The following is a 15,519-nucleotide window of genomic DNA, read 5'->3' on the forward strand; positions in this document are numbered from 1 at the left end:
AAAACGGTTTTCGCCGCGCAAGCGACGGAGACAAGTACCGCTCATCCGCTGACTTACATGCGGTAGCCAGGCTTCTTGTAGAGTTCTCCCTCTCCATGGAGAATATCGGTGTCATATACTTTTTGCTTCCAGTCCTTGGAACTCACCTCCTCCATAGCGACCGATATCGACTCCTCTCCATACCCCAGAGTCGCCATCACCGCTTCGGTAATCTGATTCGCCAAGTCGGTTTTCTGTTGCTCCGATTTTCCGGGCCAGAGTTTGACTATCACGTGTGGCATTTCGACCTCCGATAGTTTTCAATCTGTCTAAACTTGCACGTGTTTCGCTTGCTCAACATACTCGTCTACTCGCCCTGGGCGGATGACTCCCGCTTTCAAAGCCGCTTCGGCGGCTTCGCTAACTTTTTGCTGATAGACTTCCGGCGTTGGATAGAGCTGTTTCAGCACCTCGCTTGGCAGTGGTTTAGACGTCCCATACAGCGAGGCAAGACTGAACGCGGCGGTTTCGCCTTTGTTGCAGGCAATTGGTACCTCGACCTCGGGCAATCGCACACCACCGCGGGCGTTGCCATGTTCGTCGCGTACAACTTGAGGATTCGTCCCTTCGGTCACTTCGATCCGTGCCTGCTCCGCAGGCGCAGTGCCGCCGGCCGCCCATCGTGCTAACGCAACTAGCGCCGCGTCGGCGGTGGGTTGCCAGGTAATCTTGCTTCCAATCGAAAGGCTCGCTCCCATCAATCCGTCGCGTCGTCGCAAACTCTCCATGTACTTGCTATTCGGTTGCGGCGCATGCGAGGCGCCGGCAACCTCCCAGAAGCGAAACTTCTCGGTATCAGGCTGTTTGGTTGCCAGGCTGAACAACGTTTCGGTCTCGGAGTTCACCACGATTGTTGGCACATCAAGATCATCCCGAATACAAGTGGGTTGAAAGAATCCCGTGTCGGGCGAGCTGGAGGAGGGAACCGTAAGATCGAGCACCTTATCGTCGAAGCTCACCCTCACCCCAAAATCGATCATCGGCATATACGCGTCGAATACCTGGTCGCGGGGATGGATCGCATTCATGTAGGTTCGCAACCGCCCGGCCGATTGCGAGGCTCCCGTCGCGATGACCTGCTTTACTTCGAGCCCCCCCAGCGGATCGACGCTTGAACTCGGGCGAGTCGGGCCAACTGCCCGGCCTGCTTGGCTGAACATATCGAACGAGTAGGAATCGCCGGGAGTTGAAAGCGTGCCATACCGATCGGGGTCCCACCTCTTGAGTCCTTGCGGTGCTAGCGCGAAGCCGTTGAGACCTATCTGCTGACACGAGACCATCACGAAGGCAAACCCATCGCGATAGAGATCGCGTGAAACCGAACCGAGCAGTGCGATCTCCCAACCAACCGTGACGTTCAGCCATTCCACTACGACGGTGCCATTGAACTTGGCAGGGTCTTTTGGGCGTCGTACAAGGAGCCGAGTTTTGTAACGGGCCTTGTCACCGGGCTCAACGTCCCATTTGCCATCCTTCGAGAGATCCGTCGTCGGCCGATACTGCACCGCATCGCCTTCGAGAAAGTACTCCTCCTCCACGTATCCGTAGGTGTCGAGATCGTCGACGAAAGCAGAAAAGGGATGCCCGCGCCGCCCTCCGGTGATCGGTCCCGTGATGCTCGAAACCGGCTCGGCTGCCAGCACTGGAAGCGAAGGGAGCAGCATCGAACCAGCGACACCAGCGGTAAGTTGCGTAAGGATCTCACGTCTTGAAAGCATCATTTGTCCTCGAAGTTCTTTCCAATCACTCGTAGCGGCACGATTGTATCCGAACAGCCAGCGATCAAATCTACTCTGGCCGATGGCTCGATAACAACGCGAAGTAGCACCTCATAACTCTGTGGGCGTTGGTTTGCACTCTGGATCCAGTAACCTTGCCCATAATCAAGTTTCCGTACGCCTGCTCACCACCGGCAAAACCGACTTACTGCTCTGTTTGTCATCTTTCTCATTCCACTATTCAATGACACTCGAGAAGTGCTTCGTAGGGTACTCGTAAGTTACCCCAAGTCGGTCGTACTTGTTTCACACTTTGGTCGATGGAACCACATTCAACCATCGCTTTTTGCAGCAGACCGCGGCCAACGCGATGTACCTGTCACGACTGGTTTTTTCTAGAGTTCCATCGGCGCCAGGGAAGTATCAGGCGCACCAACATGGCGAAGACTCAGGCTCCCCACTGCGGTAATCGACATCAACAAGGCTGCGTTCAAGTAACTTGCGGTCGCCCCTGCGGTGGTTCCCAAAGCGGCCAGCAGAGCCCCGAAAGCGGCGATGGCGACTGCCCCGCCAACCTGGCGACAGGTATTAAGCACTCCGCTGGCAGTTCCCGCACGGCGACGCGGCACGCTATTCAGCAACAACGATGTGGCTGAGGGCATCGCGAGCCCTCCGCCAATTCCGACGGGTGCCATCCAGGCCACGAGCACCGGCACACTAGCACTTTCGGCGAACGCAGCCAGCCCGAACAGTCCTACGCTCATCGACACCTGACCAAGCACGATCGGCATCCATGCACCGTATCGTTCAGCAAGACGCGCAGCGAGCATTGGCATGAAGATCGAGAATGCAGTAACCGGCACAAAGGCCAGTCCCGTATCCATAGGATTCAATCCACGCTCTGCTTGCAGGAACAGACTCGCAACGAACACCATGCCAAAGAAAGCCACCATGAATGAGAAGCCAATGGCCAATGGCATCGCCGCCGCGTACGAGCGGAATAGGCCCAATGGAACCATGGGATGGGTTCCTTGCATCTGCAGCCACAAGAACACGGCTCCTGTAGCTAGAGCCAACGATAGCGAGGCGAGTACTGCGGTGTTGCTGATTCCCTGCTCACCAGCTTCAATCAAACCATAGGTCAAAGCAGTTAAGGCCACAAGCGAAGTGACTTGCCCTTTCCAATCGAACGAAGTGGGATGGCAATGCGAACGCGGCACCCCGGCTAACAACCATGCTGCGATGGCTCCTACCGGCAAGTTGATCAAGAAAATCAGCCGCCAGCTGAGCATGGTTAGCGCTCCTCCCACCAATGGACCAGACGCCGAAGCCACTGCTCCGCCGACCGCCCAGATTCCGATGGCGCGAGCCTTCTTCGTGGGATCTGGAAACGCTTCGCCGATCAGCGACAAGGAGGCTGGAGTCATGAAGGCCGCGCCTGTTCCCTGCACAAACCGGGCGGCAATCAACAACCCGATTCCGTCGGCCATGGCACAGCCAACAGAACTTATAACAAACAGCGTCAGCCCAGCAACGAAAACGGTTTTCGCTCCCATTCGATCTGAAAGCGATCCGGCCAAAAGCAATAGCGCTGCAAATGGCAGCGTGTAACCATCCATCACCCACTGCAAGCCGGTGATGCCGCCACCCACGCTTTCACCAATCGCAGGTAGCGCGACGCTTACTACCAAGGCATCCAATGTGATAATAAAGAAACCGAGCAACGCAACGGCCAGCGTCCTGACTGGCGCTCCGCTGGCTACCGACGTAGTCGAGGCCTCCGCTTCCGTGTTGGTCTCTTCCATTCAGTAACCCTCCGTTACGATGCTCGTGGTTTCATAGGCTGTTCTCACGCGTTGGCACACGACATTGGTGTGTTGCGGTTACTTCTGATACTGCTCGTCGGTAACGTGCTCCATCCACTCCACGGCCGATCCATTCAGGGCTTCTTGAATAGCAATGTGGGTCATGGCCGTCGTGGGGCTTGCTCCGTGCCAGTGCTTGATGCCTGGTGGGAACCAAACCACATCGCCAGGACGGATCTCTTGAATCTCCTCCCCTTCGCATTGCACCCAACCAAGGCCTGCTGTGACGACCAGCGTTTGACCAAGCGGGTGGGTGTGCCAGGCCGTGCGTGCGCCTGGTTCGAAGGTAACCGTGGATCCGGTAACACGAGCAGGTTCGGGTGCCTGGAACAACGGATCGATACGGGTACGCCCGGTGAACCAATCGGCTGGTCCGGCAACTGAGTCTTGACTTCCGACACGTGTGATTTGCATGAGAGTCTCCTTATAGTTATCAGGTGAATGGCTGCATTGGGCAGCGAGCAGCGATGGTAACGCACCCGCTGACACAATAGTGGCTCCAGTGGCCTTGAGAAAAGTTCGGCGAGGAATATTGGGTATCATGGAACGGTCATTCCTCCATCCACAGTAATGGCTTGTCCTACAATGTAGCTTGCCGCCGAGCTACAGAGCCACAACACGACCGCGGCAACCTCCTCGGGCCGCCCCGCACGGCCGATCGGCACACTGGCCGCAAACTGGGTATAGGCTTCTTCGTCGCCGCTGACGACATCGCGGGCGACCTGGGTATCAATTAAGCCTGGATTTACGGCATTTACTCGGATCCCTTTTTTGATGGACTCCAGAGCCGCGGTGCGCGTTAGACCAACCACCCCATGCTTCGAGGCAATGTACGAAGCAATGCCGGGGTTGCCAGTCAAAGCCCCTACCGATGCATTGTTGACGATGGCTCCGCTACCCTGCTTCTCCATCTGCCGCAACTCGTGGTGCAGACAGCTCCAGACGCCTCGCAGGTTGATTCCGATCACGCGTTCCCATTCAGCGAGGTTGCTCTCGGCAATCGGAGCGATGTTAGCCATCACTCCAGCGTTGTTGAACGCGACGTCAAGCCGCCCATACTCGGCAACCGTTTTCTCGACCATCGCGGCCACCGAGTCGTCGTCGCTTACGTCGCATCCAACGGCCAGAGTGTTGTAGCCTTCAGCGGCTAGCTGTTCTGCTTGTTGTTTGACAACATCCTCTCGGTAGTCAGCCATCACCACCGCGGCCCCCGCTTCGGCAAACGCCTTGGCTGCAGCGAGTCCCATGCCCGAAGCCGCGCCGGTCACCAGAGCGACTTTGTTTTCAAAGCTAATATTCATCCGTTTCTCCTGTTTTACTCTGCTGACTCGGTGCGTGGCGCAACTCGTACGGTGGCCGCCCGTGCTCGATCGCTAATCATCGATCCGAGATAAGGGCTGCCGCTGTACTTGGCCTGATAGGCTTGGTCGATTCGGTCGTTGATCGGTCCATCGACCCCCTCGAAGGCAACGTCGTAGCTGCTGCCTGCCGCGGTGATCTTACCTGCTTTCTGACGGATCGCTGCTTGATACCACCGCGACTGGGGCCCGTTATATCCTCGAACGTAGAGATCGTCGTCAACTCTTACCGACCAGATCCAGGTTAGTGTTCCGTGGGTCTTGCCGTCGTCGCGAAACGGAGCAATATGCAGGTCGTCTTTCTCGGCAATCGCGTCGATGATTTTGGGAGGCCACTTGTTCATTGTACATTCCTTCACACATTCATCCATTAACACTATTAGTTCAGCAACATACAAGAGTGTCAGTTCGCCTCTTGACGTTGTTCAAACACCTGCTTCACGACACGCATCGCCGAGAACACCCGCGGCCAGCCCGCATAGAAGGCGAGCTGAGTCAATACTTCCGAAGCTTCCGTTTGGGTCAACCCGTAATCCATCGCTCGATTGAGGTGGAAGGTCACCTGCTCCGATTGACCCGAGGCAATCAGCGCGCTGACGGTCACCAGACTGCGGTCGCGCGGAGCAAGATGGGGACGCAGCCAGATTTCACGAAACAGAGGCTCTGCAGTGTACTGCACAACCCCAGGCGACACGTTGCCGTAAGTCGCTTCCACGAACCCCGCCCGCTGCGATTCTGCTTGCTCATCGAGCGGCAGCAGGTCGACCTTTGCCGCTGGCAATTGGTCTTGCTCCACGCCACACTCGGCAAACACTTTTCGCACAGGTTCGACCGCCGCCAAGGCGTTGCCCCATCCAGTGTAGAAAGCCAAGTGAGTGATGATCTCCGATACTTCAGCAGGTGTCACTCCATTGTTGAGTGCCAAGCGAACCTCGGCTTCGAGCATTTCCGTCTGCCCACGAGCGATCACAGTCGCCAGGGTGACAATGCTGCGATCGCGCTTCGATAGTCCATCGCGGTTCCACACCTCGCCTTCAAGTTTATCGCGTGTGTAACTTGCCAAAGCGGGTGAGACTTGTTGAATATCATCGAAAGCAACTTGCATCTCATTGCTTTCCTTATCTGTGTCGTTCATGATCGCCTCCGATTCGGAACGAGGAACGTTAGCAGCTATCTCGCCAAGTGGCTGGTTGCATCCACCAGCCAACATGACGAGACACGTTAGAATTGATAGCAAGTGTCTTGTCATAGAGAACTCCTGCTGATTTTTAATGAAGCACAACATCGTTATGCTATAGGGTCGTGGTGTCGATCACGTAGCGGTAGCGTGCTTCTTTATTCACCACTTTGTCCCAGGCGTCATTCACTTGATCTGCAGGAATCACCTTGATTTGAGGCAGCAGCTGATTGTCGGCACAATAGTCCATCACTTCCTGCGTTTCAGGAATTCCACCGATGAGCGATCCGTTGAAGTTCACGCGATTGCGAATCATCAGGAAGTTGTTGATGGTGAGCTTCCCCTGCACCGGCATGCCCACCTGCGTGAACTCCTTGCGTGGCTTTAACGTCATGGCATAGGCAGCAACGTTGTAGTCGTAAGGAATCGTCGAGATCAGATAGTCGAGTGTTTGCTGATGGGCAAACAGCTTCGACTCGTCATCTACCACCACCACTTCGCTGGCACCAAAACCTTTGATGTCGTCTACTTTCGAAGGCGATGTGGTGAATGCGGTGACTTCAGCACCCTTCGATACCGCCAGCTTGATGGCCAAGTGGCCCAGCCCGCCGATACCAGCCACACCGACTTTCAGGCCGCTGGCGAGATCATTCCGCATCAACGGCGAGTAAGTCGTAATCCCGGCACATAGCAATGGAGCAGCATGCTGCAGGTCGATATGCTTGGGAATACGAATCGCAAAATGTTGTTTCACAACTATATTGCTCGAGTATCCACCCTGAGTAATGCCAGTGGGTGAACTCTTTTCTGGCGAGCCGTACGTGAACACGGTCTGGTTCTTCTCGCAGTAGTGCTCTTCGCCCTGCTTGCAGCTGTTACACTCCAGGCAACTACTCACCATGCATCCCACACCAGCGTGGTCGCCCACTTTGAACTTGGTAACGTTTTTACCAACGGCTGCTACCACGCCCGCGATTTCATGTCCCGGCACCTGTGGATACTGCTGTGGTCCCCAGTGCCCTCGCATTTGATGAATGTCCGAGTGGCAGATACCACAGTACTTGATGTCGATCAGAACATCGTCGTCTCCGAGCGGTCGCCGCTGAAATGCCCAAGTACTTAGCTTTCCGCTCTTATCGCGGGCAGCCAGCCCCTTCGACTTGGTGTTCTCCGGTTCCGAACCAGTCGGCGCGGCTATTACACCCTTCGAACCTGCCAGTAGCGTTCCAGCTCCCGCAACGGTAGAAGTGCGAATGAAGTCTCGCCGAGTGTGTTGTTGCTCGCCATCCATAATCTATTCCTCCAGAATTCAATGTTTTAGTACTTCGTCTCCAACTCTCTGAGCGCGATCCGATTACAGTTCTTGTTTCGTCGGTCGGAAGAGAATCTCGTTGATGTCGACATCTTCGGGTTGCTCCATCGCAAACGCGACTGCCCGGGCGAACGATTCGGGAGCAATGGCGACTTGTTGGTAGTATTCGTTGATGCCCGCGTGCGACTGCTCGTGCGTGATGTGGGATGGCAGTTCGGTATCGACCGCACCCGGCGAGATGATGGTGGTCCGCATGTTGTAGGGCTTCACTTCGCTACGCAGACCTTCGGAGATCGCGCGAACCGCGTGTTTCGTTGCACAGTAAACCGAACCAGAGGGAGTAACCTTATGGCCAGCCACCGACGAGACGTTGATGATATGCCCCGACTTCTGCTTCTTCATCTGTGGCAACACCGCTGCGATGCCATAGAGTACCCCTTTGATGTTCACGTCGATCATGTTGTCCCATTCGTCGACCTTGCACGCTTCCAGCGGAGACTGTTGCATCAACCCAGCGTTGTTGATCATCACATCAACTCGGCCGTAGCGCTCGACCGCCGTATCGACCAGGCGTTGTACTTGCTGGAGATCCGTAACGTCGGTTTCGACCGCTATCGCCTTCTCGTCACCACCGAGTTCTTCGGCCAGGGCCTGAATGCGGTCGGCACGCCGGGCAGCGAGCACGACGATCGCCCCGTTCGCAGCTAGATGCCTTGCCGTGGCTGCACCTAAACCGCTGCTAGCTCCAGTGATGACCACCACTTTTTCTTCGTTTTTTTTAGACATCATGTTCTCCATCGGTTACATTGCAGGAATAGCCAGCGACAGCAGGCACGGTCTACCGCACCAATAAGCTGCGGTTGGTTTTGCTTTGCCTCACAATAAAACAATACGACACTTACCCCCGTTTCGAGTATCACAAACATCCGGCACGATAGCCTAATCCTACGCGATACTCCCTATGAGCCCTGATCTCCCATGATCGAAGAGGTACAATTGGGAACATCCCGCAGGAGCCAAATGCCATGAATAGTGTCGCTTTATCCGAACTCGCCCAAACGCTCGATCGCCATATTAAGGTGGATGGGCTGGTCGAACCCCCTATATCAAGCCTTGCGCTGTACCGTTCCTCCGAGCCAACCGTGAGGGATGCGGTGGTCTACTCGCCGAGCCTCTGCGTGGTGGTGCAGGGAGCCAAAGAAGTGATCGTCGACGGCCAGGCGTATCACTACGATCCAGCCCACTCGCTGTTGGTCTCCGTCGATATGCCAGCGACTTCGCGGGTGGTCGATGCATCGGTGGAGTCTCCGTGTCTGGTAGCCGTCATCCAGATCGACTCCGCGGAAGTAGGCGAATTGCTGGCCAACGGCTCGCCCGCCCAGCACCGGGGGGCTCCCACTCGCGGGCTAGGTGTAACGCCGGTAGAACCACCGCTGATGAATGCCATTTCGCGGTTGATAACATTGCTAGACGCGCCTGAAGACATTGCCGCCTTGTCTCCGCTGGTGATGCGCGAGATTACCTATCGCCTGCTGAATGGTCCGCAGGGGGCACGGTTACGACAAATAGCTGCTCCCGGTACTCCATCGCAGCGGATCGCTGTCGCTATTCGGTGGGTGCGAGATCATTACTCCCAGCCCATTCGGATCGATGATCTGGCCGATCAGATGGGACTGAGCCAAACGGCCTTTCATCAACACTTCAAAGCGATGACCGGCTTAAGCCCCTTACAGTATCAAAAACGATTACGACTGCAGGAAGCAAGACGGATGATGTTCAGCGAAGGCGTAGAGGCTGCCGAAGCGGCCTTCTCCGTCGGCTACGAGAGCCCATCACAGTTTGGCCGGGAATACCGCCGATTGTTCGGCGCGTCGCCCCGGCAGGACATTTCGTCACTTACATCCGCTGCATCCATCTGACTTATTCTTTTACACGGTGGACTATGAGGACTCATCACTTTTCTTTTCTTCCGAAGCCTTCCTCTTGTCCTAAAGGGCTACTTGCCATGCTTCGGACTACCATTACGATGCTTCTTTCCCTGATCTGTGGTATTTATGCACACAGCGCTGAGCCATCGCGGGTGCAAGAAACGCTAACGGTCAACGAAGTCCCAGAGTTACGAGGCTATCTCGGCGAACGGTGGGAGGCCAATCGCCGAGGTTCGCTGCATCAGTTCGACATCGATCGATACACGAAACTGGTCGAGCAGCGCACGCATCGCGAGTGGTGGTGGGCCGGCGAACAGGATGGCAAATGGCTGGAAAGCGCTGTGCTCTCTTCTGCGAATTCCGATCCTGCGCTTCGTGCACAAGCAAAAGCCATCCTCGATCGACTCATCGACAGCCAGGAACCGAGCGGCTATCTGGGAATCACTCCTCAGGATATTCGCACCGCTCAACAACCACTGCGCGGCATGGATCCCTATGAGGATTATTTTCGCCTGCATGCGTTGATCACCGCCTATGAACAATGGGGCGACGAACAAGCCTTGACCGCCGCTCGCCGCTTCGGCGACTACCTTTTGGGCCATATCGGTCCCGGAAAAGCAGAGTTCTGGCCCAGCGACTTGCGGCCTCCGGCAAACGAGAAACGCACCCTCGAAGGTTTCACCAAGATCGCCGGCCACGCGGTTCACTACAGCTGGGAAGGGACACTGCTGATCGATCCCATGCTTCGGCTTGCGTTGGCCACTGGAGACGAGCGGTACTCCGAATGGAGTAAGTGGGTGGTCGGAAACATCGATACGTGGAGCGGTTGGGATAGTTACTCGCGACTCGATCAGGTCGCCTCTGGCGAGCTTGGCGTGCACGAACTGCAGCCTTACGTACACTCGCACACCTTTCACATGAACTTTTTGGGGTTCTTGAGACTCTATGAAATCACCGGCGACGAATCCTATCTTCGCAAGGTAGCGGGAGCGTGGGACGACATTGCCGCGCGGCAAATGTACATCACCGGCAGTGTAAGCGTCGGCGAACATTACGAATCGGGCAAGCTCCGCCCGTTGACAGGGCATGTGGTCGAAACCTGCGCAACGATGTCGTGGTTGCAGGTCACTCAATATCTTCTCGAGCTCACCGGCGACGTAAAATATGCCGATGCGATGGAGAAACTGCTCTGGAATCATGTGTTTGCGTCGCAAGCCATCGATGGCGACTGCTACCGGTATCACACTCCACCGAACGGAGTGAAGCCCGAAGGGTTCTTCCACGGACCTGATTGCTGCACCTCGAGTGGCCACCGCTTGGTTTCGCTGCTTCCAACGTTTCTTTATGGCAAAGATGACCAAGGGCTGTTCATCAACCAGTACGCAGCCTCGACCGTCGAAGCACAACTGCCCGGCGACCGCACTATTCGCGTGAGGCAGGAAACCAACTACCCTGAAAGCCCGCAGATCGACTTGACCGTCGAGTCCGCGCCCGACTCCTCGCTCGCTATCCGGTTGCGAAATCCCAGTTGGTGTCAGACTCCCTCGATTACACTCAATGGCAAGTCGCTTTCGAACGTTACTCCTGGCTCCTATCTGACCATCGAGCGAGTATGGCTCTCGGGCGATGTTATTCAGGCGAGCTTTCCGATGGAACTTCGCTGGGTGCAGTCGGACGCGACATGGAAGACCGTGATCCGCACGCTCCCTGGCGGTGAGATCATGCATGATCCCGTGCCCGATGCGACTGGTCCTTGGGCGCTGATTCGCGGTCCCGTTGTCTACGCTGCCGATACCCTCTGGTGGAGCAACCCCGAAGTGCCCGCTCCTCATCGAGTTGGTGACGACCTAGCTTTTGTGCTTCATGATACCTCGCCACAGCAAGTGGACACTCCTGCGGGACTGATCGGTCCGAGCTATAAGGTGCCAGCGATCACTTCGCGTGGTCAGCACGTCGATGTGCTGCTGGTGCCTTTCACCAACATTGGTCACTGGTATCGCGACGATCAACGGAAACCCGATAAACATGCGGCTGCCTGGTCGTATGCCGTTTGGCTCCCATCTCACGAATCGCCCGAATTTCAAGAGCGACTGAAGTTGAGACAACAGCAGGAACAGCAGCTTGCGTCCGCGTTCGACTACGTGCGGATCGGTAACCACGAGTCCGAAACGTTGCATCAAGTGCAAGGTGGCGAGACGGGACAGTTTCGCGACCGCTCCTATCGACACGGCGTCGATTTCTCCTACACGATGAAGATGCCAACCGAGCGGTCCGCCAAACTTATCGTCACCTATTGGGGTAGCGACTGCGGGCGGGAGTTCGACGTGCTGGCAAACGATCAAGTATTGGACACCACGCGACTCAACAATAGTCGCCCTGGCGAGTTCTTCGAGGTCGCGTATCCGCTGTCTCAAGAGTTGATCGCAGGCAAAACAAACACCTTTGGACAAAAGGAAGACAACATTACGATACGATTTCGCTCTCGCACCCAGCAGGTTGCCGGCGGCGTTTTCGGTATCCGCATCGAGTAAAGTAAGTATTGTGCTTGGCAATCGCTGCTTCTCTTTTGGATTGAATCTATGTCATCGTTTGTGGAATCGCTCATCTATGAGCGTTGTGTGTTAATAGGCGCATTGTTACTTGTGGGTTACTCAACTATCCCATCGACAGTCGTAGCAGCGGAGAATCAGCCACACGCTGCGGCCGACGGTACCGACTCGTCCGCCAAACAGTATCCTCCGATTCAATCGCTCAACCCTCCCGAGAAGGATTTCTTCGCCAAACAGCTTTCGTACCAAGGTTTGCCGATTAAGTCGTCGCAACAGGTAGTCGACGAGGCTCTCCACGAAGCGTACGACCGCCTTGATGCCATGCTGCAACACCTGCCGACCACCGCTAAGCGACTGGTCGCTACTAGAGTGGAACTGCACATCATCGGGCGGAACGAAGTCACGACCGACCTGCCCGAATGCCGACACGACAAAGGTCGGCCGCTCCAGGAGTACAACGGGCTGACGCGTGATCAGCGCACTCGCGGCATGGGGGGACGCCTAGTTTCGTGTGGCGAAGAGAACCTGCTACGATTGCGACAAGACCGCTATCGCGGGAGCGATATCTGCGTCCACGAGTTTGCTCACGCCATACGCAACTTCGGCATGACGCGCCCGCAGCGGGCACTGTTCGACGCGCAGTACAAGCGTTCCCTGGCTGCTGGGCGTTGGAACAAGTCGTACGCTGGCAGCAATACCGACGAGTTCTTCGCCGAACTCTCGATGTGGTACTTTGGCACCCACGGCAGTCTCGGCATGCAAGGCGAAAAACCGGCGGATGGCCCCGAAGGGCTGAAAGCCTACGATCCAGAAGCTTATAGCCTGTTCGACGCTTTCTACAGTGGTGAACTTGAAGCGACTGCAGCCCCAGCGACGAAAGAGACGAAGCGTATCTACCTCTCGGGAGTAGATGCAGCCTCGGCAGTGCCGTGGAATTTCCTTTGTACCACAGGGCGCCGCAGCGGCGAATGGACTACGATTCCGGTCCCTTCTCTGTGGGACGTGCAGGGCTTCGGCACGATCCACTACGGGCACGATCGTCCCTCTCAACTTCGCGAACAAGGCCTTTACCGCCATCGCTTCGTGTCGCCCGATCGCTCGAACAATCAACGCATTTTCCTGGTGTTTGGCGGTTCGATGACCGACACGCAGGCTACGCTCAACAGCCATTCCGTCGGCCCCGTTCACCGCGGTGCTTTCTATGAGTTCCGCTACGAAGTGACCGATCTCCTGCAAGACCAGCAGCCGAACCTGCTCGAAGTACAAGTATCTAAAGAATCCGAGGATCCATCGGTAAACGAAGCCGAGCGAAGAGCCGACTACTGGGTGTTCGGCGGCATCTTTCGCCCGGTGTGGTTGGAATCGGTTCCTGCAGAGTTCATTGAAAGCGTCGCCATCGACGCCAAAGCCGACGGCACGATTCGCGCCGAAGCTTCGATCAACTGCCTGAAAGCTACGACCGCAACGGTGATTGAGATGGAAGTCGTCGACCCTGCCGGCCATACCGTTGCCAAGTCCCGATCGGACATTCCTGATGTCGCAGACACCTCGAGAGTGGCAGCACTTTCTGCCGAGGTAAAAGAGGTTCGTACTTGGACTGCGGAAACTCCCACTCTTTACACGGTTCGCTTCCGCCTGCTGGCTGGCGAGCGCGTGTTGCACACGACCACAGAACGAGTAGGATTTCGCACCATTGAGGTCCGGCCCGGCGAGGGGATTTTCGTCAACGGACACCGAGTGACTCTGAAGGGGATCAATAGACACAGTTTTCGACCGGAGTCGGGCCGCTCGTTGTCCCGCGCTCAGAATCGAGAGGATGCCGAACTGCTGAAGCAGATGAATCTCAATGCGGTGCGCATGAGTCATTACCCGCCAGATCCATCTTTTCTTGAAGCTGCCGATGAACTTGGCCTGTACGTCATCGACGAACTCTCTGGCTGGCAAGCACACTACTCCACCGAGGCTGGGCGACCACTCGTTCGCGAGATGGTGGTCCGCGACCGGAACCATCCCAGCATTCTCTTTTGGTCCAATGGAAACGAGGGAGGTTGGAACTCGGAACTCGACGACGATTTCGCTCGCTGGGACCTGCAAGATCGTCCGCTGCTGCACACATTCCCTGGATTTCATCGTGGCCGCACCGTATTTCGCGGAGTGAATACCCGTCACTACCCAACTTATGATCAGCTTGTTCAATCGCTTGCTGGAGATGATCTGGTGATGCCGACGGAGTACTTGCATGGATTGTACGATGGAGGACATGGGGCTGGGTTGAGAGACTTTTGGAATGCGATCACAAGCAGTCCCGTCGGAGCGGGCGGGTTTCTGTGGGTGCTTGCCGACGAAGGGGTCGCCCGCAGCAACGAGCAAGGCAACCAATACATCGATGTCGCCACGAATCTGGCTCCCGACGGAATCGTTGGTCCTCACCACGAGCGAGAAGCCAGCTACTACACGGCCCAACGCATCTTCGCCCCCGTGCAGTTCGACGCGACACTTCCCTCTCCTTTCACTGGCGAGCTTCCACTTCGCAATGCCTACGACTTCTTGAACCTGAACGAACTCGAGTTCCATTGGCAGCTTCTCCAGTTCCCCGAACCTACCTTCACGGCCACTCAGCCGAACGTCATCGCGACGGGGCAAGCCAAGTCGCCGAACATTGCTGCTGGTGAGAGTGGTACACTCCAGCTTCCAGTCGCTTCCTACGACGACATCGATGCATTGGCGGTTTCGGCAATCGATCCTCATGGCATGGAAGTTGGACGCTGGGTATGGGCGCTCCGCGACCTTCGTCCTGAACTTCCTGAAGCAGATGCTACCGAAAATGCGTCGATACTTATTTCGGGCGACGTGAAACTCGCAGTCGATTCCCATCCGGGAACGATTCGTACTATTCACATTGGCGATCACACGATTCCTCTCACGAATGGTCCTCGACTTGCAATAGGTCAGGCGACGCAGCAGCCTACGACTTCGAGCAGCCTCACTGCGGTTGAATGGTCTGCAGCCAGCAAAGGTTGGTTCCGTTTGAAATACGAGTTTGATGCCGAAGGCCCAGCGACCTTTGCCGGTGTTACGTTCGATTTACCTGCAGATCAGGTGCGTAGCTCGCGTTGGCTTGGCGTCGGCCCCTACCGTGTATGGCAGAACCGCTTAGAGGGTGGCACGCTAGGCGTTTGGCATTTGGATGCGAACGATACGATTACCGGCTGGCGTGACTGGCAGTACCCCGAGTTCCGTGGCTTTTATGCGGGGGGTCGTTGGATGACGCTCGAACTCAATGATGGACACCGCATCACGATCGTGCCGGAGGATCCGGATTTGTACGTACAACGCTTGTCACCTTCGCTGCCACCTCGATCGCTGCAAGCCGATACGGAAGTCGAGCTACCGGATGGTGATCTATCACTGCTGCACGTGATTCCTGCTATCGGTACCAAGTTTAACGCAGCTCCAAAGCTGGGCCCTCAGAGCCAGCCAGCACAGTTGCAAGGCACTTACAGTGGAACGGTCTGGTTTCATTTCGAATAACGTTACTCCTCATTCTGCTCCACTCACAATGTTGCCTTCGCG

At 56.2% G+C, this 15,519-nt stretch carries 12 protein-coding genes; 3 read left to right on the forward strand and 9 right to left on the reverse strand.

What is annotated here, in order from left to right; all coding sequences use genetic code 11:
• Positions 1–53: 53 nt before the first annotated feature.
• The 9 genes from Pan181_RS13505 to Pan181_RS13545 form a co-directional block, all read right to left on the reverse strand.
• Positions 54–281 carry a tautomerase family protein gene (locus Pan181_RS13505; RefSeq protein WP_145247321.1) on the reverse strand — a complete coding sequence of 76 codons (228 nt, stop codon included), beginning with the start codon at positions 279–281 and terminating at the stop codon, positions 54–56.
• Positions 282–308: 27 nt separating this feature from the next.
• Complete coding sequence (locus Pan181_RS13510; protein WP_145247322.1) at positions 309–1,760, reverse strand: alpha/beta hydrolase domain-containing protein; 1,452 nt, start codon at positions 1,758–1,760, stop codon at positions 309–311.
• Positions 1,761–2,152: 392 nt separating this feature from the next.
• Positions 2,153–3,562, reverse strand: a complete 1,410-nt coding sequence (locus Pan181_RS13515; protein ID WP_145247323.1) for an MFS transporter — start codon at positions 3,560–3,562, stop codon at positions 2,153–2,155.
• A gap of 78 nt (positions 3,563–3,640) precedes the next feature.
• Positions 3,641–4,036: a (R)-mandelonitrile lyase gene (locus Pan181_RS13520; RefSeq protein ID WP_145247324.1), complete on the reverse strand. Its 396-nt coding sequence runs from the start codon at positions 4,034–4,036 to the stop codon at positions 3,641–3,643.
• 125 nt (positions 4,037–4,161) lie between these two features.
• Entirely contained in the window at positions 4,162–4,923 is a 762-nt protein-coding gene (locus Pan181_RS13525) for a glucose 1-dehydrogenase (RefSeq protein ID WP_145247325.1), read from the reverse strand.
• A gap of 14 nt (positions 4,924–4,937) precedes the next feature.
• Entirely contained in the window at positions 4,938–5,324 is a 387-nt protein-coding gene (locus tag Pan181_RS13530; RefSeq protein ID WP_145247326.1) for a DUF2255 family protein, read from the reverse strand.
• 59 nt (positions 5,325–5,383) lie between these two features.
• Positions 5,384–6,115, reverse strand: coding sequence for a carboxymuconolactone decarboxylase family protein (locus Pan181_RS13535; RefSeq protein ID WP_145247327.1), 732 nt, complete (start codon positions 6,113–6,115; stop codon positions 5,384–5,386).
• Between the two features lie 157 nt (positions 6,116–6,272).
• Entirely contained in the window at positions 6,273–7,448 is a 1,176-nt protein-coding gene (locus tag Pan181_RS13540) for an alcohol dehydrogenase catalytic domain-containing protein (protein WP_145247328.1), read from the reverse strand.
• 63 nt (positions 7,449–7,511) lie between these two features.
• On the reverse strand, positions 7,512–8,258 hold the full coding sequence (locus tag Pan181_RS13545; protein WP_231943584.1) for an SDR family oxidoreductase: 747 nt from the start codon (positions 8,256–8,258) through the stop codon (positions 7,512–7,514).
• A gap of 236 nt (positions 8,259–8,494) precedes the next feature.
• Here Pan181_RS13545 and Pan181_RS13550 point away from each other — a divergent pair, with 236 nt between their 5' ends.
• The 3 genes from Pan181_RS13550 (at position 8,495) to Pan181_RS13560 (ending at position 15,477) form a co-directional block, all read left to right on the forward strand.
• A complete protein-coding gene (locus Pan181_RS13550) occupies positions 8,495–9,388 on the forward strand; it encodes an AraC family transcriptional regulator (RefSeq protein ID WP_145247329.1) in 894 nt (297 codons plus the stop codon).
• A 107-nt stretch (positions 9,389–9,495) separates the two neighbouring features.
• Positions 9,496–11,928: a beta-L-arabinofuranosidase domain-containing protein gene (locus Pan181_RS13555; RefSeq protein ID WP_145247330.1), complete on the forward strand. Its 2,433-nt coding sequence runs from the start codon at positions 9,496–9,498 to the stop codon at positions 11,926–11,928.
• A 48-nt stretch (positions 11,929–11,976) separates the two neighbouring features.
• The gene (locus Pan181_RS13560; protein ID WP_145247331.1) at positions 11,977–15,477 is read left to right on the forward strand and encodes a glycoside hydrolase family 2 TIM barrel-domain containing protein; all 3,501 of its coding nucleotides are present in this window, start codon (positions 11,977–11,979) and stop codon (positions 15,475–15,477) included.
• Positions 15,478–15,519 lie beyond the last annotated feature (42 nt).

The organism is Aeoliella mucimassa (assembly GCF_007748035.1).
GTDB classification, from domain to species: domain Bacteria; phylum Planctomycetota; class Planctomycetia; order Pirellulales; family Lacipirellulaceae; genus Aeoliella; species Aeoliella mucimassa.